Consider the following 22,503-nt stretch of genomic DNA (forward strand, 5'->3'; position numbering starts at 1 on the left):
ATGTCGTTGGCAAAAGCGTCAATATGGACCGCCGGCTCCACGCTGATCAAAATCGGCGTGGGGCTGTTGGTGGTGAAACTGCTGGCGGTGGCGTTTGGCCCCAGCGGCGTGGGGCAGGCGGGTAACTTCCGTCAGTTGATCACCGTGTTGGGCGTGTTGTCCGGCGCGGGCATTTTTAACGGCATTACCAAGTATGTGGCGGAGTACCATCAGGATCCGCAGCGTCTGCGTCTGGCGGTTGGTACGGCGTCGAGCATTGTGCTGGGCTTTTCGACCTTGCTGGCGTTGGTGTTTTTGTTCGCCGCCGAGCCTATCAGCATTGGGCTGTTTGGGCATGCCGATTACGTCGGTGTAGTGCGCGCCGTCGCCTTTATTCAGATGGGTATCGCCTACGCCAACCTGTTTATGGCGGTGCTGAAAGGCTATCGCGATGCGATGGGCAATGCGCTGGCGGTGATTGGCGGCAGCCTGATTGGCGTGGTGGCTTATTACCTGTGCTTCAAGCTGGGTGGTTATGAAGGCGCGCTGGCGGGGCTGGCTCTGGTGCCGGCGTTGGTGGTGTTGCCTGCCGGGCTGATGCTGTGGCGGCGCAAAACGCTGCCGCTGCGTTATTTGGCGCCGCGTTGGGACAAACGGGTGGCCGGCAACCTCGGTAAGTTCACCATCATGGCGTTGATCACCTCGGTGACGCTGCCGGTGGCCTACGTGATGATGCGAAACCTGTTGGCCGCCCATTACGGTTGGGATGAAGTGGGGATTTGGCAGGGTGTCAGCAGCATTTCCGACGCCTATCTGCAGTTTATCACCGCCTCGTTTACCGTCTATCTGCTGCCGACGCTGTCGCGGTTGACGGACAAGGGCGCCATCTCACGGGAGATCGTGCGTTCACTGAAATTCGTGCTGCCGGCAGTAGCAGCGGCGAGCTTTACGGTCTGGCTGCTGCGCGATTTCGCTATTTGGCTGCTGTTCTCGGACAAATTTGTCGCCATGCGCGATCTGTTTGCTTGGCAGCTGGTGGGCGACGTGCTGAAAGTCGGGGCTTATGTGTTCGGCTATCTGGTGATCGCCAAAGCGTCGTTGCGTTTTTATATCCTGACGGAAGTCAGCCAGTTTCTGCTGCTGACGCTGTTCTCGCACTGGCTGATCCCACTGCACGGCGCATTGGGAGCGGCTCAGGCCTATATGGCAACCTACATCGTGTATTTCACGCTCTGTAGCTGCGTGTTTCTTATCTATCGTAGACGAGTATGACCACACTGATTCACGTTCTGGGATCCGATATCCCGCATCATAACCAGACGGTGCTGCGCTTCTTCAACGACGTGCTGGCACCGCGTTTGCCGGCTGAGCAGACGCGGCATTTTATGGTGGCGGCCAAGGATGCGGCGGCACTGGGAGATTTCCCCGCCCTGAACATTGAGCCTTATGCGGACAAGAAAAGCCTGGCGGCGGCGGTGATTGCCCGCGCCCAGGCCGATCGCGGCGCGCGCTTTTTCCTGCACGGCCAGTTCAATGCAGGACTGTGGCTGGCGCTGCTGAGCGGCAAGATCAAGGCGCGTCAGGTCAGTTGGCATATTTGGGGCGCCGATCTGTATGAAGACGCCACCAGCTGGAAATTCCGGCTGTTCTATCTGCTGCGCCGTATTGCGCAGGGACGAGTGGGAAATGTGTTCGCCACCCGCGGTGACGTAATTCACTACCAGCAGCGCCATGCGCGGGTGCCGGCCTCGCTGCTGTACTTCCCGACCCGCATGGATCCGGCGCTGACCGACGTTCACGTCGAGAAAAACCTGGCCGGGCCGATGACGATTCTGGTGGGCAACTCCGGCGATCGCAGCAATCGGCATATCGAAGCGCTGCAGGCGATTCATCAGCAGTTCGGCGCCGACGTGCGCGTGATCCTGCCGATGGGTTATCCGGCCAACAACGATGCCTACATTGAGCAGGTGCGCGCCGCCGGATTGCCGTTGTTCGGCGAGAAAAACCTGCAGCTGCTCACGCAGCAGGTGGCGTTTGAGGACTATCTCAATATTCTGCGCGCCTGCGATCTCGGCTATTTCATTTTCAATCGCCAGCAGGGGATTGGCACCCTGTGCCTGCTGATTCAGTTCGGCGTGCCTTTTGTGCTCAGCCGGCAAAACCCGTTCTGGCAGGACTTGGCGGAACAGCACCTGCCGGTGTTGTTCTATGGCGATTCGCTGGACGAGGCGGTGGTGCGCGAAGCGCAGCGCCAACTGGCGGCGGTGGATAAACAGGCGATCGCCTTCTTCAATCCGAACTATGTCGACGGCTGGCAGCAAGCTCTGGCGTTGGCGGCGGGAGAAAGCTCATGACGTTGGCACAATTCGGCGGCCTGTTTGTCGTCTATCTGGTCAGCCTGACGTTTATCCTGACGCTGACCTACCAGGAGTTTCGGCGTGTGCGCTTTAACTTCAACGTCTTCTTCTCGCTGCTGTATTTGCTGACGTTCTATTTCGGTTTCCCGCTGACCTGCCTGCTGGTGTTTCAGTTTGACGTCGAAGTGGTGCCGGTGGAATTTCTGCTGTACGCCCTGCTATCGGCGACGGCGTTTTACGCCATCTATTACGTCACCTACAAGACCCGGCTGCGCAAGCAACGCACTCAGCCGCGTACGGCGCTGTTTACCATGAATCGGGTGGAAACCCACATTACCTGGGTGTTACTGGCTCTGGTTGCGATCGGCACCGTGGGGATTTTCTTCATGCAGAACGGCTTCCTGCTGTTCAAGCTTAATTCCTACAGCCAGATCTTCTCCAGCGACGTTTCCGGCGTGGCGCTCAAGCGGTTCTTCTACTTCTTCATTCCGGCGATGCTGGTGGTCTACTTCCTGCGGCAGGATCTGCGAGCCTGGTTCTTGTTCCTGGTGGCAACGGTGGCGTTCGGTATTCTGACCTACGTGATCGTCGGCGGCACTCGCGCCAACATTATCATCGCCTTCGCGCTGTTCCTGTTTATCGGCATCGTGCGCGGTTGGATCACGCTGTGGATGCTGGCGGCGGCGGGCATATTCGGCGTGGTCGGCATGTTCTGGTTGGCGTTGAAACGCTACAGTTTGGACGTCAGCGGTGCGGAAGCGTTTTATACCTTCCTCTACCTGACCCGCGATACCTTCTCGCCGTGGGAAAACCTGGCGCTGCTGCTGCAAAATTACGACAAGATCGATTTCCAGGGCCTGGCGCCGATTGTGCGTGATTTCTACGTCTTTATTCCAACCTGGCTATGGCCGGGCCGGCCGGACGTGGTGCTGAACTCGGCCAACTACTTCACCTGGGAAGTGCTGAACAATCACTCCGGGCTGGCGATTTCCCCGACGCTGATCGGTTCACTGGTGGTGATGGGCGGCGCGCTGTTTATCCCTCTCGGCGCGATTCTGGTGGGCATGATCATCAAGTGGTTCGACTGGCTGTATGAGTTGGGCAAAACCGAACCGAACCGTTATAAGGCGGCTATCCTGCAAGGCTTCTGTTTCGGTGCGGTGTTCAACATGATCGTGTTGGCGCGCGAAGGGGTAGACTCATTCGTGTCGCGCGTGGTGTTCTTCTGCATTATTTTCGGCGCCTGTCTGGTGCTGGCGAAGTTGCTGTATTGGCTGTTCGATACCGCCGGGTTGATCAAGGCCAGAGTGACGCGCGCCCGCGCGTTGGCGTCTCCTTCTCGGGCGAACGGTCTTTTGTAAGGGTAATGAGAACGATGGAAGCAAAGATTTCGGTGCCGCAGTATGAGCTGCGCGGTTTCAGCCTGTGGGGCTTTCGCGATATGGCGCACTGCATGGACTTTTTGTTCGACGGCGGCCGGGTAAAGCAGGGCACGCTGGTGGCAATGAACGCGGAAAAGATCCTGAAGGCGGAAGAGGACCAGGCGCTGCATGCGTTGCTGGATGAGGCGGAGTACAAGTACGCCGACGGCATCAGCATGGTGCGTTCGATTCGTCGCAAATACCCTGTGGCGGACGTTTCGCGCGTTGCGGGTGCCGATCTGTGGGAGGCCTTGATGCAACGCGCTGGCCGTGAAGGCACGCCGGTCTTCCTGGTCGGCGGCAAACCGGAGGTCTTGGCGGAAACCGAGCAAAAGCTGCGCAGCCAGTGGAATGTCAACCTGGTAGGCAGCCAGGACGGCTATTTCAAACCGGATCAGCGAGAGGCGTTGTTCGAGCGTATTCGTGCCAGCGGCGCGGCTATCGTGACGGTGGCGATGGGATCGCCGAAGCAGGAGCTTCTGATGCGCGACTGCCGCAAGGTGCATCCGCAGGCGCTATATATGGGCGTGGGCGGCACCTACGACGTCTTTACCGGCCATGTGAAGCGTGCGCCCAAGGTGTGGCAGAATCTCGGTCTGGAATGGCTCTACCGCCTGCTCAGCCAGCCCAGCCGCATTGGCCGACAGTTGAAGCTGTTGAAGTTTGTCGGCTACTACTACAGCGGCAAGATGTAACCCCTCATCCGGGGCGGAAAGTGCTGTTCCGCTCCGGTCTGCTGTACCAATAATCTGCTTTTGCACGTTTCTCCCGCATATCTATAACCCCCGGCCCTAAGCGTCGTTGCATTTATTCCATAAAGTTTTAAATTGCGGTTTGCTTATAGCGGCGAAATGCGAAACGATACCGCCCGGAAATTATCCCTGGCCGCTGAAGCCTGATGCGACAGCGCTGAACGATGTCCTTCTCACGGTAACTTCGCTCCGAATACCCGTTGATGCCAACCCAATCGGCAGGGGATGATTTATTCTTTTAATAATGACAATAACGACCGGCAGCGGCCGGCAGGCAAACACAACCCGAGAAAAATTATTGAGGATTTATGGCACACAAAGAGAAACCGCAAGGGCTACACCGGGGTCTTGAGGCCCGGCACATCGAGCTTATCGCTCTCGGGGGCACCATCGGTGTCGGCCTGTTTATGGGATCGGCCAGTACGCTGAAATGGGCGGGGCCATCGGTGCTGCTGGCTTACATCATCGCCGGGCTGTTCGTGTTCTTCATTATGCGTTCGATGGGGGAGATGCTGTTCCTCGAACCGGTCGCCGGGTCGTTCGCCGTTTACGCGCATAAATACATGAATCCCTATTTCGGTTACCTGACCGCCTGGGGCTACTGGTTTATGTGGATCGCCGTCGGCATTTCGGAGATCACCGCCATCGGGGTGTACGTGCAGTTCTGGTTCCCGGAAATACCGCAGTGGGTGCCGGCGCTGATCGCCGTGGCGATGGTGGCGCTGGCCAACCTGGCGGCGGTGCGCCTGTATGGGGAGCTGGAATTCTGGTTCGCCATGATCAAGGTTACCACCATCATCGTGATGATTCTGGTGGGGCTGGGGGTGATCTTCTTCGGCTTCGGCAACGGTGGTGAACCTATTGGTTTCGCCAATCTGACGGCGCACGGCGGTTTCTTTGCCGGCGGCTGGAAAGGCTTCTTGTTTGCGCTGTGCATCGTGGTGGCCTCCTATCAGGGGGTTGAGCTGGTGGGCATCACCGCCGGGGAAGCCAAGAATCCGCAGGTGACGCTGAAACGCGCGATCAACAATATCCTGTGGCGCATTCTGATCTTCTATGTCGGCGCGATCTTCGTCATCGTCACCATCTTCCCGTGGAACGGCATCGGCACCACCGGCAGCCCGTTCGTGCTGACCTTCGCCAAGATCGGCATCGTTGCCGCCGCCGGCATCATCAACTTCGTGGTATTGACCGCCGCGCTCTCCGGCTGCAACAGCGGCATGTACAGCGGCGGCCGCATGCTGTACGCCCTGGCCAAGAACCGCCAACTGCCGGCGGCGTTGACCAAGCTTTCCGCCAGCGGCGTGCCGGTGAACTGCATTGCCGTCACCATCGGCTGCCTGTTGGTGGGTTCCGCGCTGAACTACATTATCCCGAATCCGGAGCAGGTGTTCGTCTATGTCTACAGCGCCAGTGTGCTGCCGGGCATGGTGCCGTGGTTCGTGGTGCTGATAAGCCAACTCTATTTCCGCCGCGCCCATAAGGAAGCGATCAAAAACCACAGCTTTAAGTCGATCATGTTCCCGTATGTGAACTATCTGACCATCGCTTTTCTGATTTGCGTGCTGGTCGGCATGGGAATCAATCCGGATACGCGGATTTCCCTGCTGGTCGGCGCGATTTTCTTAGCGGGCGTCAGCCTGTGCTACTTCGCTTTCGGCATGCACAAGAAACATCATCCGGCTGAAAATCGGGCAGAAACGCGCCAATAAACGGTGAAAAGGGGCTACGGAGTGCGCTTTTGCGCGCGGGGGTGAGCAAAGCGTAATCAAACGCAACATTTCTGCGAAAAAGCACTAGACAGGATTGGCGTAAATCCGTAGTATCCCCTCCCGCAACGGCGCTACGCGCCCGTAGCTCAGCTGGATAGAGCGCTGCCCTCCGGAGGCAGAGGTCTCAGGTTCGAATCCTGTCGGGCGCGCCATTAAGTTTGTGCGCAGGAGCTGCGGTGGTAATATTACCGCGTGAGTAAGAAGTAGTAATGGTGGCTATAGCTCAGTTGGTAGAGCCCTGGATTGTGATTCCAGTTGTCGTGGGTTCGAGTCCCATTAGCCACCCCACTTCCTAACGAAGTGAAGATTTAGCAGTATTTTGTGACAGTGCGAAGGTGGCGGAATTGGTAGACGCGCTAGCTTCAGGTGTTAGTGTTCTTACGGACGTGAGGGTTCAAGTCCCTCTCTTCGCACCACGCAAAATATCTGATAAATATAAGATTTATATGGACAACGGTCTGATAAATCGGGTAGTATGAGCAACACAAATCGGCGAGTAGCGCAGCTTGGTAGCGCAACTGGTTTGGGACCAGTGGGTCGGAGGTTCGAATCCTCTCTCGCCGACCACTTTCAAAGAAACCGACGCAAGTCGGTTTTTTTACGTCTGCAGTTTATGAGGATGAGCACCTCCGCAGGAGATTCGAGCCTCGCGACGTGAAATGAACATCGACAAGCCCGTGCAGTACTGCACGGGCTTTTTGCATTTCTGGGATTTAGCATCTTGCGTCTGCCGGTAGTGTGTTGGCTTTCAGCGACAACGTCATTCAGCGCTGTCGTCAGGTTGAGACAAATAATTAATTGATTTTAAAAGACAAAATTAGCTTTGGCTTAAGTCGTCGTTTCGAAGCGACATCCTCATAACTGCCGCCGGCAAGGATCGCCAGGGAATGGTTTGTGACGGGAAAGGGGGGATAAAATAAAAATACAATATTTTCAATATATTGAACTCTATTTTCCTATTGTGACGGTCTCAATCAAAATATTGGCACGCCAAGTGCATTATCTATAGCGTAGATGCTCATTCCACCTCTTATGTTCGCCTTAGGCCTCATAAACCCTGGGAATGACGCAGAGCCGATTTAGGGTGCCTATCGCCCACGAGAACGATGACTAACCCGTCATCACGCTCAGGGCAGAACGTTGAGTGAGGCACCGCCCCTGTTGTCCTAGACCTGATTGCTTCTTTATACACTTGCCACACGGCAAGTGTTTTTTTTTGCACCTCAGAAAACCACCGGGCAAAAAAAAAGCGCGGCATTGGGGCCGCGCTTTTCTCACTTGGGCAGGGCGCTATTCACCGCCGTTCTGTTTCAGCGTCAACATCAACCCCTCACGCCGCATCTGCGCCGCTTCATCCGAACGATGCAGTTTTTCCAGCGTATCGGCCAACCAGGCGTAGTCGTAGGCATCCGGGCGCTGTTTCAGCGCTTCGCGGAAGGCGTCGGCCGCTTGCTGCCACTCGCCGTGCTTCATCAGCAACTGCCCCAGCGTGCTGTTCAACAGCGGCGTCGCGCCGTGTTGTTTCATCTGCTGACGCAGCGCTCTTTCCAACTGCTCGGGATTGCCGGACTTCAGCCGCGGCAGCAACAGCACCAGGCGCTCGTCGTATTGGCGCTTCAGGCTGTCGAGCACAATTTCCTGCGCCAGTTCGTGGTCGTTGCATTCGATCAGGTGTTCCACCATCGCGATTTGCAGCGGCACTTCGTGACGCGTCTTGCGGCTCTGATCTTTCCACCAGCGCTTCAAGCCTTCGCTACCTTCGTCCGCCATCGCCTGGTTCATCAGCCCGATATAAGCCTGTTGCTGTAATGCCTGCAGCTCCTCTTCACTGTGGAGTTCGATTTTACGCATCGACGGCAGCACTTCCAGCAGCGACGCATAAGCGCCGGTGCGCAGATAGGCTTGTTCCGCCAGGCGCAGCACTTCCGGGTGACGCGGCGCCTGGTTCAGCAGGCGATCGACGCCGTGGCGCGCGGCGTGGTTTTCGCCCTGCGCCAGCTGGATACGAACCCGGGTGATGTCCACCGGCAGTTGATCGGTGTCGGCCGCTTCGGCAGCGCGCTCCAGATATTGATTGGTACGGAAGTCGTCGCCGCGTTGCTGTGCGGCTTCGGCGGCAAGCAGGTAGTTCACGACCGGCTGTTCGGCGTGGTCGGCGTTGCGCGTCATCAGCTTCTCAACCTGCTTGTAGTCGCCTTCCGCCAGCTTGATCAGCGCGGCTTTGGTTTGCTGGCGCGCACGGGTACGCTTGCGGCCGATAAACCAACCGCGCGTGCGGGCGCCGGTACGGAAGATACGGCGCAGGATCCACTCGATCGCCAGCAGCACCACGAACAGCAGCACCAGCATAATCACCAGGCCGGTGACGCTGGTTTCAATATTGTAATTGTCGGTCTGGATCAGCACATAGCCCTGATGCCCGGCCAACATCGGCCCGAGCACCACGCTGGCGATCACCACCAGGAACAGAAATAGCACGCGTAACATGGCTTAACCCTCCTGATGAGCGGCAGGGGACTGGGTCATCAGGTTGCGCACCCGGGTCTGCATCACTTTTTCCAGCAGCGGCTGGCTTTTCAGCTGATCCGGCACGTCCATCGAGATCGACTGTTGGCTCAGGCTATCCAGCTCTTCCAGGAAGGCTTTGGTCGCCGGATCGGTGGTGTCGAAATAGGCGCGCACCCAGGTAGAGACGGTTTCCAGCGATTGCTTGTAGGTCTCGTTCTGGTGGCGCGGGATGGCCTGCGCGGCCACCAGCAGGCGCGAACGGATGTTTTCGCGCAGGTAGATGTCCTGGTTCGGTGCCAGCAGCGGCTCGGCGCTGGTGTCGCGGCGGCGGATGGTAATGAAGTCAGCCATGAAATTGCGCCAGCTCTTGGCCAGGTTCTGCCGCCATTCGCCGATTGAGCCGGAGAGCTCGCTGCTGTTTTGATCCATCGGCGCTTCGTCGGTGTCGTTATCCGCCAGACGCAGGTTATCCACCTGATTGGACAGCTGATTGACCTTGAGGATGATGCCGTCGTAATCGACCTGGGTCAGCGTAGAAAGCGTGCTGATGTCTTCGGTAATGGCGCGGCGCACGTCGAGCAGGCTCGGATCGTTCATGTCCGCCAGACTGGCGTCGGCGCTTTTCAGCAGCGCGGCGGCGCTGGTGACGTCCTGATCGCTCCACAGCTTGCGGCCGGCCATTTTCACCAGGAAATCGGCCTGCGCCAGCAGCCAGGTTTTGGCGTCGCTGCCGGAGATGGTCGCCACTTTTTCCTGCAGTTCGCTCAGTTGGCGCGCAAGGTTCGCCTGCTCGCGATCGGCGGCGTCCAGAGTTTTGCCCTGCTGCTGCAACAGGCCTTCCAGCGCATTTCTTTCCTGCTGCTGGCTCTGTTTCACGCCCTCAAGCTGCTGTTGCAGCGCCTGATTGGCGGCGATCAACTGTTGCGCCTGCTTGTGCGTGTGGTAATAGCCGCCCGCGCCGAGGGCGATGACCAGCACGATAGCGATCGCGCCGAGCACCGGGCCGGTATTCTTTCCTTTGCGGCTGGCAGCGGCTGGCTGCTGGGAGCTCTCAACCGCGGTGGTTGGCTCTTCAACCGGGGCGGATGGGGTATTTTGTTCCGTCATAGTGGCACATCCCATAGTCAGATTATTGTAGCGCGCGGATCAGCGCGTCATTATCGGCGTTGTCAGCTACCCGAATCGTACGCCAGCCCAAGTCCCGGGCGAGGGTAGCCAGGCGTTCGCTCACTACTACCAGGCGGCAACGCAGCAGCCATGAAGAACGATAGTAATCAGGAACTAAAGTATAGAGCTGTTGTAACATTTCACCGCTGGTCACCACCAGCGTATCCACACCGGCGCGCTGCCAGTGGGCACTTTGCTCGCTGCCGTCGTAGTGCACCGGGCTGCGTTGATAGCATTCATAATAGCTGACGTCGGCGCCGCGCTCGCTCAGCGTCGTGCCCAGCAGCTCGCGGCCGCCGTTGCCGCGTAAAATCAGCGCACGTTTGCCCGCCAGTTTTTGCAGCGCCGGCAGCAGCAGCAGCGTTTCGCTGATCTCGCGTTCGCGCGGGTATTCCACCGGCAAACTGCTGATGCGGTGCAGCGCCAGCCCGGTGGTGCGGCCGATGGCGTAATAGGCCAGGTGAGCGGGCCAGGTCAGCCCGACACGGCCGATGACTGAATCGGCATAGTTCACCGAATGTTGCGACAGCACGAACACCAGATCGCCGGCGTTCAACTGATGCAATGCCTGCGGCAGCTTCGGCAGATCTCCGCCGGGGGCGAAGTCGATCAGCGGTGCATGATAGGCAACCCGGCCGAGTGCGCGCAGCCGGCTCACTAACAGCTCTCCCGAAGGCGATGGGCGGGTTACCAGGATCGTCATGCCGGCGGATTTCCCTGATAAACCTCGCGCAGGATCTCGCGCGCGCCGCGTGCCAGCAGCTCTTCAGCAAGCTCAACGCCCATCCGTTCGGCCTCGGCGGCTGGGCCGCGGCGTTCGCCGCGCACCATCTGGCTACCGTCCGGCGCGCCGACCAGGGCGCGCAGCCACAGGCTGTCGCCATCCAGTTCGGCATAGCTGCCGATCGGTACCTGGCAGCCGCCTTCCAGACGGGTGTTCATCGCCCGTTCGGCACGCACGCGGGTTTCGGTGGCCGCATGGTTCAGCGGCGCCAGCAGCGCGCGGGTGACGCTGTCATCAAGGCGGCATTCAATGCCGACCGCACCCTGGCCAACTGCCGGCAGGCACTCTTCGGCGCTCAGCGGGCTGCGGATGCGTTGCTCCAGCCCCAGGCGTTTCAGGCCGGCCACCGCCAGAATAATCGCGTCGTAGTCGCCGTTGTCCAGCTTGGCCAGGCGAGTGCCGACGTTGCCGCGCAGGTCGCGTACGATCAGATCAGGGCGGCGTTCACGCAACTGGCACTGGCGGCGCAGGCTGGAGGTGCCGACCACGCTGCCCTGCGGCAGTTGATCGAGCGAGGCGAAACGATTGGAAACAAAAGCGTCGCGCGGATCTTCGCGTTCGCAAATGGTGGTCAAACCCAGGCCGGCAGGGAAATCGACCGGCACGTCTTTCATCGAGTGCACGGCGATGTCGGCGCGGCCTTCCAGCAGCGCCAGCTCGAGTTCTTTAACAAACAGGCCTTTACCGCCGACTTTCGCCAGCGGCGTATCCAGAATAACGTCGCCGCGCGTGACCATCGGCACCAACTCGACCTGCAGGCCGGGATGGCTGGCCATCAGACGTTGCTGCACATAATGTGCTTGCCAAAGTGCAAGCGGGCTTTGTCGGGTGGCAATTCGAATAATTTTGTCTAACATGCTTGTTACCGTTTTTATATTTCGCCATCCATCCTACCACTGAGAGCCAATACTGTCAGTGCAAGAAGCCGGAGGCGGAAAAAGGACAACGGAATCAAAGGGACGTGTGATGGGCTTTGGGGCAGTTAACACTGCGGGTAAATCGTTTAGGGAAGCGCTACAATAATTGTGAAGCGTTACCTCCTTTACGGTCAATCAGCAAGGTGTTAAATTGATCACGTTTCCAGCAATAAGTCGCCAAATATTCTTCTTACACTAACGGCGCTTATGGAATACGGGTTTTTTTCTAAACACCGGGATAATCAGGCGAGACGTCTTGTACCTCTACATCGAGACATTGAAGCAGAGACTGGATGCGATCAATCAGCTACGCGTCGATCGCGCCCTGGCGGCTATGAAGCCCGCGTTTCAACGGGTATACAGTCTGCTGCCCACCTTACTGCACCACCACCACCCGCTAATGCCGGGTTACCTGAACGGTAACGTTCCCCATGGCATTTGCCTCTACACGCCTGATGAAACTCAACAAGATTACCTGAACGATTTAGAAGACAAGTGGGGCAGCCCGTTTGACAAGCCGGCCAGCGGCGAACTGCCGATCACCGGCGTCTATTCGATGGGCAGCACCTCGTCTATCGGCCAAAGCTGCAGCTCGGATCTCGACATCTGGGTCTGCCACCAGTCCTGGCTGGACAACGAAGAACGGACCCGCCTGCAGCAAAAATGCAGCCTGCTTGAGAAGTGGGCCGCCTCGATGGGGGTGGAAGTCAGCTTCTTCCTGATCGACGAAAACCGCTTCCGCCATAATGAAAGTGGCAGCCTGGGCGGCGAAGACTGCGGCTCGACGCAGCATATCCTGTTGCTCGACGAATTCTACCGCACCGCGGTGCGCCTGGCCGGCAAACGCATCCTGTGGAACATGGTGCCGGGCGAAGAAGAAGCGCACTACGATGAATACGTGCTGTCGCTGTACGCGCAGGGCGCGCTGACGCCGAACGAGTGGTTGGATCTCGGCGGCCTGAGTTCGCTGTCGGCGGAAGAGTACTTCGGCGCCAGCCTGTGGCAGTTGTACAAGAGCATCGATTCGCCTTACAAGGCGGTGCTGAAGACCTTGCTGCTCGAAGCCTATTCCTGGGAATACCCCAATACCCAACTGCTGGCGACGGACATCAAACACCGCCTGCATCAGGGCGAGATCGTCAGCTTCGGGCTCGACGCCTACTGCATGATGCTCGAGCGCGTCACTCGCTACCTGACCGACATCAACGACACCACCCGCCTCGATCTGGCCCGCCGCTGTTTCTACCTGAAAGTGTGTGAAAAGCTGTCGCTGGCCAAGGCCTGCGTCGGCTGGCGGCGTGAGATCCTCAGCCAACTGGTCAGCGAGTGGGGCTGGAGCGAAGAGCGTTTGGCGATGCTGGATAACCGCGCCAACTGGAAAATCGAGCGGGTGCGCGAAGCGCATAACGAACTGCTCGACGCGATGATGCAGAGCTACCGCAACCTGATCCGTTTCGCCCGCCGCAACAACCTCAGCGTCAGTGCCAGCCCGCAGGATATCGGCGTGCTGACCCGCAAACTGTACGCGGCGTTCGAAGCGCTGCCCGGCAAGGTGACACTGGTGAACCCGCAGATTTCGCCGGACCTGTCGGAAAACGATTTAACCTTTATTCACGTGCCGGTTGGCCGCGCCAACCGCACCGGCTGGTACCTGTATAATCAGGCGCCGGCCATGGATTCGATCGTCAGCCATCAGCCGCTGGAATATAACCGCTACCTGAACAAGCTGGTGGCCTGGGCCTATTTCAACGGCCTGCTGACCCCGCAGACCCGCCTGCACATCAAAAGCGGCAACCTGTGCGACACCGCCAAGCTGCAGGAGCTGGTAGCCGACGTTTCTCATCACTTCCCGCTGCGCCTGCCGGCGCCGACGCCGAAAGCGCTGTACAGCCCGTGCGAAATTCGCCACCTGGCAATCATCGTCAATCTGGAAAACGATCCGACCGCCGCCTTCCGCAATCAGGTGGTGCACTTCGATTTCCGTAAGCTGGACGTGTTCAGCTTCGGCCAGCAGCAGCAGTGCCTGGTGGGCAGCATCGATCTGCTGTACCGCAACTCCTGGAACGAAGTGCGCACTCTGCATTTCAGCGGCGAGCAGTCGGTGTTGGAAGCGCTGAAGACCATTCTCGGCAAAATGCACCAGGACGCCGCGCCGCCGGAGTCGGTGGAAGTGTTCTGCTACAGCCAGCACCTGCGCGGCCTGATCCGCACCCGCATCCAGCAACTGGTGTCGGAGTGCATCGAGCTACGCCTGTCCAGCACCCGTCTGGAACCCGGTCGCTTTAAGGCGGTACGCGTCGCCGGGCAGACTTGGGGTCTGTTCTTCGAGCGTCTGAGCGTGTCGGTGCAAAAGCTGGAGAACGCGGTGGAGTTTTACGGCGCGATCTCCAACAATAAGCTGCACGGCCTGTCTATCAAGGTGGAAACCGATCAGGTGCATCTGCCGCCGGTGGTGGATGGCTTCGCCAGCGAGGGGATCATCCAGTTCTTCTTCGAAGACACCTCGGACGACAAAGGCTTCAACATTTATATTCTGGACGAGTCGAATCGGGTGGAGGTGTATCACCACTGCGAGGGCAGTAAAGAGGAGCTGGTGCGCGACGTCAGCCGCTTCTACTCTTCATCGCACGATCGTTTCACCTACGGCTCCAGCTTCATCAACTTCAACCTGCCGCAGTTCTATCAGATCGTGCAGCTCGACGGGCGCACGCAGGTGATCCCGTTCCGCAGTAACGTGCTGTCCAGCCTGTGCGTGACGGTGGCCGACGGCGCCGCCCAGCCGCTCAAACAGCAGTTCCAGCTGCATTGATGCCGCAAGGGCTCGGTTGCCGAGCCCTGCATCGCTTCAGGAAAAACTCAGTTCCTCACCGGCCTGCGCGCTGGCCGCCTCGCTGAGCAGCTGATAAAACGGCTGCCCGCTGCGATCGCATACCCAGACGCCATCGCGGTAGTTGAAGTGGTAACCGCCGGCCTTGGTGGCGAGCCACACCTGGTGCAGCGGCTCCTGGCGATTGATGACGATTTTAGTGCCGTTTTCGAAGCTCAATGTCATCACGCCGCCATTGGTTTCGTAATCGATGTCCGCATCGCCGTCAAAATCGTCCAGTGTCTCTTCAATATTCAGCATCAGCTGGTCGGCCAACTGATGAAACTCGCTGTCGTTCATATTCAATTCCTATTGCTTTTCATGATCCACCTGCGATTATAGAGACCTTGGACGCATGAATTACAGGCATTAATGCAAATGAAAAAACAACTACGCTATGCGCTGATGGCAGTTCTGCTGACCGGCCTCGCCGGCTGTGGTCTGAAGGGCCCGCTTTACTTCCCACCTGCCGACTCCGCCGGCCAAAAACCGGCTAAACCGCCGGTGCAAACGGGCGATCAGGTGCAAAAGAACCAGCAGGAGCAGTCTGGCTCTCAGCAAAAACCGTCGATGGTTGCCCAGTAACACCCGGTTTGCGGTGGCGAGCGCCGCCGCAAAATCAAGACGGATAGCGCGTCCAGATAGCGGAGTATGATATGCAGTTCTCCAAAATGCACGGTCTGGGCAACGACTTTATGGTGGTCGATGCCGTTACACAGAATGTCTATTTTTCACCTGAGCTGATCCGCCGGCTGGCCGATCGGCACCTGGGCGTCGGCTTTGACCAGATGCTGGTGGTAGAACCGCCTTACGATCCCGAGCTGGATTTTCACTACCGAATTTTCAACGCCGACGGCAGCGAAGTGGCGCAGTGCGGCAACGGCGCGCGCTGCTTCGCGCGCTTTGTGCGGCTGAAAGGGCTGACCAACAAACGCGATATCCGCGTCAGCACCCAAACCGGGCGCATGGTGCTCAGCGTTACCGACGACGATCTGGTATGTGTCAACATGGGCGAGCCGAACTTCGATCCGCAGGCGGTGCCGTTCCGCGCCGCCAAAGCCGAAAAGACCTACATCATGCGCGCGGCGGAACAGACCGTGCTGTGCGGCGTGGTGTCGATGGGCAACCCGCATTGTGTTTTGCAGGTGGATGATGTAAAAACCGCCAAGGTTGAGCTGCTCGGGCCGGTGCTGGAAGGGCATGAGCGCTTCCCTGAACGGGCCAACATCGGCTTTATGCAGGTGGTCAGCCGCGATCACATCAAGCTGCGCGTTTACGAGCGCGGCGCCGGCGAAACGCAGGCCTGCGGCAGCGGCGCCTGTGCGGCGGTGGCGGTGGGGATCCAACAGGAATTGCTGTCAGAAGAGGTGCATGTAGAACTGCCGGGCGGCAGCCTGCATATTCGCTGGAAAGGGCCGGGCAACCCGCTGTTTATGACCGGCCCGGCAACACATGTCTATGACGGATTTATTCATCTATGAAAAGCGTAGAAGAACAGAGCGTCGCCGGCCTGGCGCTGGATGACGACACCGTGATGCAGTATCTGCTGCAGAACCCGGATTTCTTTATTCGCAACGCACGCCAGGTTGAGCAGATGCGCGTGCCGCACCCGGTGCGCGGCACCGTTTCGCTGGTGGAATGGCATCTGGCCCGCCAGCGCAATCACATCGAACGGCTGGAAGAAGAGATCACGCTGTTGATGGAACAGGCCAGCGCCAACGAAGGGTTGTTCGCCCGGTTGCTGCACCTGCAGGCCGATTTGGCCACCGCCGACAGCCTGCAGGACATGCTCAACCGGCTGCAGCGCTGGGCGCGCGGCTTCGGTTTGGCCGGTGCCACGGTGCGCCTGTTCGCCGAACGCTGGAAGATCGGCGCGCCTTCCGACTTCACCCACCTGGCGCTGACGCGTTCGGCGTTCGAGCCGTTCCGCATTCAGCGGCTGGGCAGCGAACAACACTACCTCGGCGGCCTGAACGGCCCCGAGCTGCTGCTGCTGTTGCCGCAGGCCAAACAGATTGGCCAGATTGGCTCGGTGGCGCTGTCGATGCTGGGCGACGACGGCGAACTGGGCATGGTGATCTTCAGCAGTCGCGATACGCAACACTATCAGCAGGGCATGGGCACGGTGATGCTCAATCAACTGGCGCGCATGCTGCCGGAACTGCTGGAACGCTGGGTCGAACGCGCATGACGCCGATTGCGCCCAGCCTGCAGCAGCCGGTGGACGCTTTTCTGCGTTATCTCAAGGTAGAACGGCAACTCAGTCCGCTGACGCAGCTCAGCTATTCGCGCCAGCTGGCGGCGCTGATGCGCCTGGCGCAGGAGATCGGCGTCACCGACTGGGCGGCGCTGGACGCCGCCCGGGTGCGTATGCTGGCGGCGCGCAGCAAACGCGCCGGCCTGCAGTCCGCCAGCCTGGCGCTGCGGCTCTCTTCGTTGCGCAGTTTCCTCGACTGGCTGGTCAGCCAGGGCGTATTGCACGCCAACCCCGCGAAAGGCATCCGCACGCCGCGCAGCGGCCGCCATCTGCCGAAAAACATCGACGTCGATGAAATCAACCAACTGCTGGAGATCGATCTCAACGATCCGCTGGCGGTGCGCGATCGCGCCATGCTGGAGGTGATGTACGGCGCCGGCCTGCGCCTCTCAGAGCTGGTGGGGCTGGATTGCCGCCATGTCGATATGGCAGCCGGCGAGGTGTGGGTGATGGGGAAAGGCAGCAAAGAGCGCAAATTGCCAATTGGGCGCACCGCCGTCACCTGGCTGGAACACTGGCTGGCGATGCGCGATCTGTTCGGGCCGGAAGATGACGCGATGTTCCTGTCCAATCAGGGGCGGCGCATCTCGACGCGCAACGTGCAAAAGCGCTTCGCCGAATGGGGCGTGAAACAGGGCGTCAACAGCCATATCCACCCGCACAAGCTACGCCACTCCTTCGCTACCCACATGCTGGAGTCCAGCGGCGATCTGCGCGCGGTACAGGAGCTGCTCGGCCACGCTAACCTGACCACCACGCAAATTTATACCCACCTCGACTTTCAACATCTGGCGAACGTGTACGATGCCGCGCATCCGCGCGCCAAACGGGGGAAATCCTGATGCATTTTTATCGCCCGCTGCGCCCGCTGGCGGCGCTGACTTTCGATCTGGACGACACGCTGTATGACAATCGCCCGGTGATTAGGCAGACCGAACAACAGTCGGTGGCCTTCCTGCAGAGCTATCATCCTGGTCTGAGCAGCTTCCAGTCGGCGGATTTCCACCGCCTGCGCCAGGAGCTGCGCGAGCAGGATCCGGAGATCTACCACGACGTCACCCAGTGGCGCTGGCGCGCCATTCATCTGGCGCTGAGCCGGCAGGGGCTGCGTGACGCCGACGCCGCGATCGGGGCCGATGCGGCGATGCAAAACTTCGCACTGTGGCGCAGCCGCATCGAGGTACCGGAAGCGACCCACGCCACGCTGAAAGCGCTGGCCGCACGCTACCCGCTGGTGGCGATCACCAACGGCAACGCCGATCCGGCGCAGTGTGGCCTGGACGGTTATTTCCAGTTCGTGTTGCGCTCCGGGCCGGACGGGCGCGCCAAGCCGTACCAGGACATGTACCACCTGGCCGTCGAGCGGCTGGGCGTGGCGCCCGAGCAGATCCTGCACGTGGGCGACGATCTGACTACCGACGTCGCCGGCGCGCTGCGCGCGGGGCTGCAGGCCTGTTGGATCAACGATCGGCAACGCTGCCTGATGCAGGCGGCCGACAGCCGCCTGCTGCCGCATATTGAGATTTCGCAGTTGGCATCGCTGACAGCATTGTTATAATCCCTGCCAGAACTCTGTATAAATTTCCAGTGAAAAACCCGTCGCCGGCGGGTTTTCCCTCAACCATTAGTGGTGCCTATGGACGTCTCCGATCTGCTCGACAGCCTGAATGAAAAACAACGTGAAGCCGTGGCGGCGCCACGCAGCAACCTGTTGGTTCTGGCCGGGGCGGGCAGCGGCAAGACCCGGGTGCTGGTGCATCGCATCGCCTGGCTGTTGTCGGTCGAGAACTGTTCGCCGTATTCGATCATGGCGGTGACCTTCACCAACAAGGCGGCGGCGGAAATGCGCCACCGTATCGAACATTTGATCGGCACCAGCCAGGGCGGCATGTGGATCGGCACCTTCCACGGCCTGGCGCATCGTCTGCTGCGCGCCCACCACCTGGAGGCCAACCTGCCGCAGGATTTCCAAATTCTCGACAGCGACGACCAGCTGCGGCTGCTCAAGCGCATCATCAAGGCGCTGAACGTCGACGAGAAGCAGTGGCCGCCGCGTCAGGCGATGTGGTACATCAACGGCAAGAAAGACGAGGGCCTGCGCCCACAGCACGTCGAGACTTACAACAACCCGGTAGAGGCCACCTGGCTGCGCATCTATCAGGCCTATCAGGAAGCCTGCGATCGCGCGGGGCTGGTGGATTTCGCCGAGCTGCTGCTGCGCGCGCACGAGCTGTGGCTGAACAAGCCGCATATCCTCAACCACTACCGCGAACGTTTCACCAACGTGCTGGTGGACGAATTCCAGGATACCAACAGCATCCAGTACGCCTGGATCCGCCTGCTGGCGGGCGGCAACAGCAACGTGATGATCGTCGGCGACGATGACCAGTCGATCTATGGCTGGCGCGGCGCGCAAGTGGAAAACATCCAGCGCTTCCTGAAGGATTTCCCCGGCGCGGAAACCATCCGCCTGGAGCAGAACTATCGCTCCACCAGCAACATCCTGAAAGCGGCCAACACCCTGATCGCCAACAACGACGGGCGCATGGGTAAAAACCTGTGGACCGAAGGCGGCGAAGGCGAACCGATTTCCATCTACTGCGCTTTCAACGAACTCGACGAAGCCCGCTTCGTGGTCAACCGTATCAAGACCTGGCAGGATAACGGTGGCGCGCTGAACGACTGCGCCATCCTGTACCGCAGCAACGCCCAGTCGCGCGTGCTGGAAGAGGCGCTGCTGCAGACGGCGATGCCGTACCGCATCTACGGCGGCCAGCGCTTCTTCGAACGCCAGGAAATCAAGGATGCGCTGGCTTACCTGCGCCTTATTTCCAACCGCAACGACGATGCGGCCTTCGAACGCGTGGTCAATACCCCGACGCGCGGCATCGGCGATCGCACCCTCGACGTGGTGCGCCAGGCGGCGCGCGATCGCCAGCTGACGCTGTGGCAGGCGACGCGCGAGCTGATGCAGGACAAGGTATTGGCCGGCCGCGCCGCGTCGGCGCTGCAGCGCTTTATCGAGCTGGTGGAGTCGCTGGCGCACGAAACCGCCGACATGCCGTTGCACGTGCAGACCGACCGGGTGATCCGCGACTCCGGGCTGTTCATCATGTATGAGCAGGAGAAGGGTGAAAAGGGACAGGCGCGCATCGAAAACCTCGAGGAACTGGTGACGGCGACGCGCCAGTTCAGCTATCAGGAAGAAGATCAGGATCTGATGCCGCTGCAGGCGTTCCTGTCGCATGCGGCGCTGGAGGCGGGTGAAGGCCAGGCCGATGCCTATCAGGACGCGGTGCAGCTGATGACTCTGCACTCGGCCAAGGGGCTGGAATTCCCGCTGGTGTTTATCGTCGGCATGGAAGAGGGCATGTTCCCGAGCCAGATGTCGCTGGATGAAGGCGGCCGTCTGGAGGAGGAGCGCCGGCTGGCCTATGTAGGCGTAACGCGCGCCATGCAGAAGCTGACGCTGACCTATGCCGAAACGCGCCGTCTGTACGGCAAAGAGGTTTACCACCGGCCGTCGCGCTTTATCGGCGAGCTGCCGGAAGAGTGCGTGGAAGAAGTGCGCCTGCGCGCCAGCGTATCGCGTCCGGTCAGTCATCGTCGCATGGGCACGCCAATCAGCGAGAACGATACCGGCTACAAGCTGGGCCAGCGCGTGCGCCATCCCAAGTTTGGCGAAGGCACCATCGTCAATCTGGAGGGCAGCGGCGAGCACAGTCGGCTGCAGATCGCTTTCCCGGGTGAGGGCATCAAGTGGCTGGTGGCGGCCTACGCTCGCCTGGAAACGGTATAAGAGAAGGGGAAGTTGCAGGGGCAAGCCCCTGCAATCGTTCATTATCAGTGAGGGAAACGGTCGCCGACCTGCGCGGTGGCATACCAGCGCATCACCGCTTCGGTGCCTTCGCCGCCTTCCTGCGGCGCCCAGTGCATGCAGTCCTCTTCGGTCAGCGCCTGATACGGGCCCTGCTTCACTTCGAACACCACGCCGCCGGCATCGACCGACAGCACCGCATGCCAGGTAGATGCCGGCATCTCCAGCACTTTGGTTTCTTCGCCGAGCAGGGTGCGCTGCGTGACGACGCCGTCATCGTTGAACTGCAGCACCACAAAGCGGCCGCGCAGCGGCGTCAGCAGCTCCCAGGTTTGCGGGTGGCGGTGCGGGCGGATATAGGTGCCGGGTTCCATGGCGATCGCCAGGCGTTGCACCGGGTCGCTCAACTCTTCGTGTAAAGTGCGGTGCGCGCGCAGGCGGGCCACGCTGGCGGCCTGTTCGCTCATCGCGGTCAGTTCATGGGCGGTAATCTGTTTCATCATTTAAATCCGCATGCTTGTCGTACCATTAGGGTGATGTCATCTTAACAACATTCTTGGTGGCGGTAAGCGATCGCCGCGACTTTTTCAGCACGGTTTAAGCGCCATTTTTACCATTGATCATCGTGATGATTTGTTGCGCAATTATCCCTCCTAACGTGTTGACAGGCTTTTTCTTCTCGGCGTAACATGCGCGCACTATTATCATTGAGGACAGACGCCTTGGACACACCCAGTAGATACTGGCTCACTGACCTGCGCCGCAGGTATAACTTCTAAGGCTCTCCGTTTTTGCTGATAGCCTTCGTGGTTGTCGGCGACCCCGCAAAGCGTCGCTATGAGTCAGATCTCTTCATGGTCTGAAACAAATCGGTGATACGCATCCCCTCTGTTTCTGTGCTTCAACGCGTTGTCCGCACCCGTTACCTTCACGGAGTTTTGGCACATGCTGAGCGCTTTTAAATTAGATAACCGCCGCTTGTCCCGTCTGGAGCTGGACGACTCGGATGATCTCTCGTCATCGCTGTGGGTTGACCTGGTCGAGCCGGAAGAGGGCGAGCGTGAGCGCGTGCAGAATGAGCTGGGACAAAGCCTGGCGACGCGTCCCGAACTGGACGACATCGAAGCCTCCGCCCGTTTCTTCGAAGACGAAGACGGCCTGCATATCCACTCCTTCTTCTACTTTGAAGATGCGGAAGATCACGCCGGCAACTCCACGGTGGCGTTCACCATCCGCGACGGCCGCCTCTATACCCTGCGCGAACGCGAGCTGCCGGCATTTCGCCTGTACCGCATGCGCGCCCGCAACCAGACCATGCTCGAAGGCAATGCCTACGAACTGTTGCTGGACCTGTTCGAAACCAAGATTGAGCAGTTGGCGGACGAGATAGAGAACATCTACAGCGATCTGGAACAGCTCAGCCGGGTGATCATGGAAGGGCATCAGGGCGATGAATACGACGCCGCGCTGTCGACGCTGGCGGAGCTGGAAGACATCGGCTGGAAAGTGCGTTTGTGTCTGATGGATACTCAGCGCGCGCTCAACTTCCTGGTGCGCAAGGCGCGTCTGCCGACCGGTCAGCTGGAACAGGCGCGTGAAGTGCTGCGCGACATCGAATCCCTGCTGCCGCACAACGAATCGCTGTTCCAGAAGGTGAACTTCCTGATGCAGGCGGCGATGGGCTTCATCAACATCGAGCAGAACCGCATCATCAAGATCTTCTCGGTGGTGTCGGTGGTGTTCCTGCCGCCTACGCTGGTGGCTTCCAGCTATGGCATGAACTTCGAATTCATGCCGGAGCTGAAATGGTCGTTCGGCTACCCGGGCGCCATCACATTGATGATCCTGGCGGGCCTGGCCCCTTACCTGTACTTCAAGCGCAAGAACTGGCTGTAACCCGGCGGCG

19 protein-coding genes and 4 tRNA genes are annotated in these 22,503 nt (G+C 59.5%); 17 read left to right on the forward strand and 6 right to left on the reverse strand.

All coding sequences use genetic code 11. The features are described from left to right. From wzxE to EGY12_RS08090, 9 genes are all read left to right on the forward strand, one after another. Positions 1–1,251 (forward strand): lipid III flippase WzxE, encoded by a 1,251-nt coding sequence (gene wzxE, locus EGY12_RS08050; protein ID WP_123893092.1) that lies wholly within the window; start codon positions 1–3, stop codon positions 1,249–1,251. Next, the gene (locus EGY12_RS08055) at positions 1,248–2,333 is read left to right on the forward strand and encodes a TDP-N-acetylfucosamine:lipid II N-acetylfucosaminyltransferase (protein WP_123893093.1); all 1,086 of its coding nucleotides are present in this window, start codon (positions 1,248–1,250) and stop codon (positions 2,331–2,333) included. The genes wzxE and EGY12_RS08055 overlap by 4 nt, the downstream gene beginning before the upstream one ends. Beyond that, entirely contained in the window at positions 2,330–3,697 is a 1,368-nt protein-coding gene (wzyE, locus tag EGY12_RS08060; protein WP_123893094.1) for an ECA oligosaccharide polymerase, read from the forward strand. The genes EGY12_RS08055 and wzyE overlap by 4 nt, the downstream gene beginning before the upstream one ends. Positions 3,698–3,711: 14 nt before the next feature. Next, positions 3,712–4,452, forward strand: a complete 741-nt coding sequence (wecG, locus tag EGY12_RS08065) for a lipopolysaccharide N-acetylmannosaminouronosyltransferase (RefSeq protein WP_123893095.1) — start codon at positions 3,712–3,714, stop codon at positions 4,450–4,452. 365 nt (positions 4,453–4,817) lie between these two features. Beyond that, complete coding sequence (locus EGY12_RS08070; protein ID WP_123893096.1) at positions 4,818–6,221, forward strand: amino acid permease; 1,404 nt, start codon at positions 4,818–4,820, stop codon at positions 6,219–6,221. Positions 6,222–6,356: 135 nt separating this feature from the next. Continuing rightward, positions 6,357–6,433: transfer RNA gene (locus EGY12_RS08075), tRNA-Arg, on the forward strand. 60 nt (positions 6,434–6,493) lie between these two features. Further along, positions 6,494–6,569: transfer RNA gene (locus tag EGY12_RS08080), tRNA-His, on the forward strand. A 41-nt stretch (positions 6,570–6,610) separates the two neighbouring features. Beyond that, positions 6,611–6,697 (forward strand) — tRNA-Leu (locus EGY12_RS08085). 74 nt (positions 6,698–6,771) lie between these two features. Beyond that, positions 6,772–6,848 (forward strand) — tRNA-Pro (locus EGY12_RS08090). 723 nt (positions 6,849–7,571) lie between these two features. Here the strand turns inward: EGY12_RS08090 and hemY are convergent. The 4 genes from hemY to hemC are packed head-to-tail and all read right to left on the reverse strand — an operon-like array spanning position 7,572 to position 11,597. Further along, positions 7,572–8,768 (reverse strand): protoheme IX biogenesis protein HemY, encoded by a 1,197-nt coding sequence (gene hemY, locus EGY12_RS08095; protein WP_123893097.1) that lies wholly within the window; start codon positions 8,766–8,768, stop codon positions 7,572–7,574. 3 nt (positions 8,769–8,771) lie between these two features. Next, on the reverse strand, positions 8,772–9,896 hold the full coding sequence (gene hemX / locus EGY12_RS08100; protein WP_004934230.1) for a uroporphyrinogen-III C-methyltransferase: 1,125 nt from the start codon (positions 9,894–9,896) through the stop codon (positions 8,772–8,774). Positions 9,897–9,918: 22 nt separating this feature from the next. Beyond that, on the reverse strand, positions 9,919–10,659 hold the full coding sequence (gene hemD / locus EGY12_RS08105) for a uroporphyrinogen-III synthase (RefSeq protein WP_123893098.1): 741 nt from the start codon (positions 10,657–10,659) through the stop codon (positions 9,919–9,921). Then, complete coding sequence (hemC, locus tag EGY12_RS08110; RefSeq protein WP_041037210.1) at positions 10,656–11,597, reverse strand: hydroxymethylbilane synthase; 942 nt, start codon at positions 11,595–11,597, stop codon at positions 10,656–10,658. The genes hemD and hemC overlap by 4 nt, the downstream gene beginning before the upstream one ends. 316 nt (positions 11,598–11,913) lie before the next feature. On the opposite strand from hemC, the gene EGY12_RS08115 reads away from it, so the two are divergent. Next, entirely contained in the window at positions 11,914–14,466 is a 2,553-nt protein-coding gene (locus tag EGY12_RS08115) for a class I adenylate cyclase (protein WP_019452546.1), read from the forward strand. Between the two features lie 36 nt (positions 14,467–14,502). Here the strand turns inward: EGY12_RS08115 and cyaY are convergent, their stop codons facing one another. Next, the gene (cyaY, locus tag EGY12_RS08120; protein ID WP_033645025.1) at positions 14,503–14,823 is read right to left on the reverse strand and encodes an iron donor protein CyaY; all 321 of its coding nucleotides are present in this window, start codon (positions 14,821–14,823) and stop codon (positions 14,503–14,505) included. Between the two features lie 78 nt (positions 14,824–14,901). Here cyaY and EGY12_RS08125 point away from each other — a divergent pair, with 78 nt between their 5' ends. The 6 genes from EGY12_RS08125 (at position 14,902) to uvrD (ending at position 20,579) form a co-directional block, all read left to right on the forward strand. Continuing rightward, positions 14,902–15,108, forward strand: a complete 207-nt coding sequence (locus EGY12_RS08125) for a lipoprotein (RefSeq protein ID WP_305792270.1) — start codon at positions 14,902–14,904, stop codon at positions 15,106–15,108. A gap of 71 nt (positions 15,109–15,179) precedes the next feature. Beyond that, positions 15,180–16,004 (forward strand): diaminopimelate epimerase, encoded by an 825-nt coding sequence (gene dapF / locus EGY12_RS08130; protein ID WP_049200051.1) that lies wholly within the window; start codon positions 15,180–15,182, stop codon positions 16,002–16,004. After that, entirely contained in the window at positions 16,001–16,714 is a 714-nt protein-coding gene (locus EGY12_RS08135) for a DUF484 domain-containing protein (RefSeq protein WP_038874100.1), read from the forward strand. The genes dapF and EGY12_RS08135 overlap by 4 nt, the downstream gene beginning before the upstream one ends. Then, entirely contained in the window at positions 16,711–17,622 is a 912-nt protein-coding gene (gene xerC / locus EGY12_RS08140; RefSeq protein ID WP_123893100.1) for a tyrosine recombinase XerC, read from the forward strand. The genes EGY12_RS08135 and xerC overlap by 4 nt, the downstream gene beginning before the upstream one ends. Then, on the forward strand, positions 17,622–18,338 hold the full coding sequence (gene yigB / locus EGY12_RS08145) for a 5-amino-6-(5-phospho-D-ribitylamino)uracil phosphatase YigB (RefSeq protein ID WP_049271837.1): 717 nt from the start codon (positions 17,622–17,624) through the stop codon (positions 18,336–18,338). The genes xerC and yigB overlap by 1 nt, the downstream gene beginning before the upstream one ends. 78 nt (positions 18,339–18,416) lie before the next feature. Then, positions 18,417–20,579, forward strand: coding sequence for a DNA helicase II (gene uvrD, locus EGY12_RS08150; protein WP_123893101.1), 2,163 nt, complete (start codon positions 18,417–18,419; stop codon positions 20,577–20,579). Positions 20,580–20,623: 44 nt separating this feature from the next. Here the strand turns inward: uvrD and EGY12_RS08155 are convergent, their stop codons facing one another. Next, positions 20,624–21,097: a WbuC family cupin fold metalloprotein gene (locus EGY12_RS08155; protein WP_123895572.1), complete on the reverse strand. Its 474-nt coding sequence runs from the start codon at positions 21,095–21,097 to the stop codon at positions 20,624–20,626. Positions 21,098–21,542: 445 nt separating this feature from the next. Here EGY12_RS08155 and corA point away from each other — a divergent pair, with 445 nt between their 5' ends. After that, complete coding sequence (corA, locus tag EGY12_RS08160) at positions 21,543–22,493, forward strand: magnesium/cobalt transporter CorA (RefSeq protein ID WP_049271835.1); 951 nt, start codon at positions 21,543–21,545, stop codon at positions 22,491–22,493. Positions 22,494–22,503: the final 10 nt, after the last annotated feature.

Source organism: Serratia sp. FDAARGOS_506, from assembly GCF_003812745.1.
Taxonomy (GTDB): Bacteria; Pseudomonadota; Gammaproteobacteria; order Enterobacterales; family Enterobacteriaceae; genus Serratia.

Excerpts from the sequence above, each read along its gene's own strand:
- wzxE (WP_123893092.1), top strand. The coding sequence starts at position 1 with ATGTCGTTGGCAAAAGCGTCAATATGGACCGCCGGCTCCACGCTGATC.
- EGY12_RS08055 (WP_123893093.1), top strand. The coding sequence starts at position 1,248 with ATGACCACACTGATTCACGTTCTGGGATCCGATATCCCGCATCATAAC.
- wzyE (WP_123893094.1), top strand. The coding sequence starts at position 2,330 with ATGACGTTGGCACAATTCGGCGGCCTGTTTGTCGTCTATCTGGTCAGC.
- wecG (WP_123893095.1), top strand. The coding sequence starts at position 3,712 with ATGGAAGCAAAGATTTCGGTGCCGCAGTATGAGCTGCGCGGTTTCAGC.
- EGY12_RS08070 (WP_123893096.1), top strand. The coding sequence starts at position 4,818 with ATGGCACACAAAGAGAAACCGCAAGGGCTACACCGGGGTCTTGAGGCC.
- hemY (WP_123893097.1), bottom strand. The coding sequence starts at position 8,768 with ATGTTACGCGTGCTATTTCTGTTCCTGGTGGTGATCGCCAGCGTGGTG.
- hemX (WP_004934230.1), bottom strand. The coding sequence starts at position 9,896 with ATGACGGAACAAAATACCCCATCCGCCCCGGTTGAAGAGCCAACCACC.
- hemD (WP_123893098.1), bottom strand. The coding sequence starts at position 10,659 with ATGACGATCCTGGTAACCCGCCCATCGCCTTCGGGAGAGCTGTTAGTG.
- hemC (WP_041037210.1), bottom strand. The coding sequence starts at position 11,597 with ATGTTAGACAAAATTATTCGAATTGCCACCCGACAAAGCCCGCTTGCA.
- cyaY (WP_033645025.1), bottom strand. The coding sequence starts at position 14,823 with ATGAACGACAGCGAGTTTCATCAGTTGGCCGACCAGCTGATGCTGAAT.
- EGY12_RS08125 (WP_305792270.1), top strand. The coding sequence starts at position 14,902 with ATGAAAAAACAACTACGCTATGCGCTGATGGCAGTTCTGCTGACCGGC.
- dapF (WP_049200051.1), top strand. The coding sequence starts at position 15,180 with ATGCAGTTCTCCAAAATGCACGGTCTGGGCAACGACTTTATGGTGGTC.
- EGY12_RS08135 (WP_038874100.1), top strand. The coding sequence starts at position 16,001 with ATGAAAAGCGTAGAAGAACAGAGCGTCGCCGGCCTGGCGCTGGATGAC.
- xerC (WP_123893100.1), top strand. The coding sequence starts at position 16,711 with ATGACGCCGATTGCGCCCAGCCTGCAGCAGCCGGTGGACGCTTTTCTG.
- yigB (WP_049271837.1), top strand. The coding sequence starts at position 17,622 with ATGCATTTTTATCGCCCGCTGCGCCCGCTGGCGGCGCTGACTTTCGAT.
- uvrD (WP_123893101.1), top strand. The coding sequence starts at position 18,417 with ATGGACGTCTCCGATCTGCTCGACAGCCTGAATGAAAAACAACGTGAA.
- EGY12_RS08155 (WP_123895572.1), bottom strand. The coding sequence starts at position 21,097 with ATGAAACAGATTACCGCCCATGAACTGACCGCGATGAGCGAACAGGCC.
- corA (WP_049271835.1), top strand. The coding sequence starts at position 21,543 with ATGCTGAGCGCTTTTAAATTAGATAACCGCCGCTTGTCCCGTCTGGAG.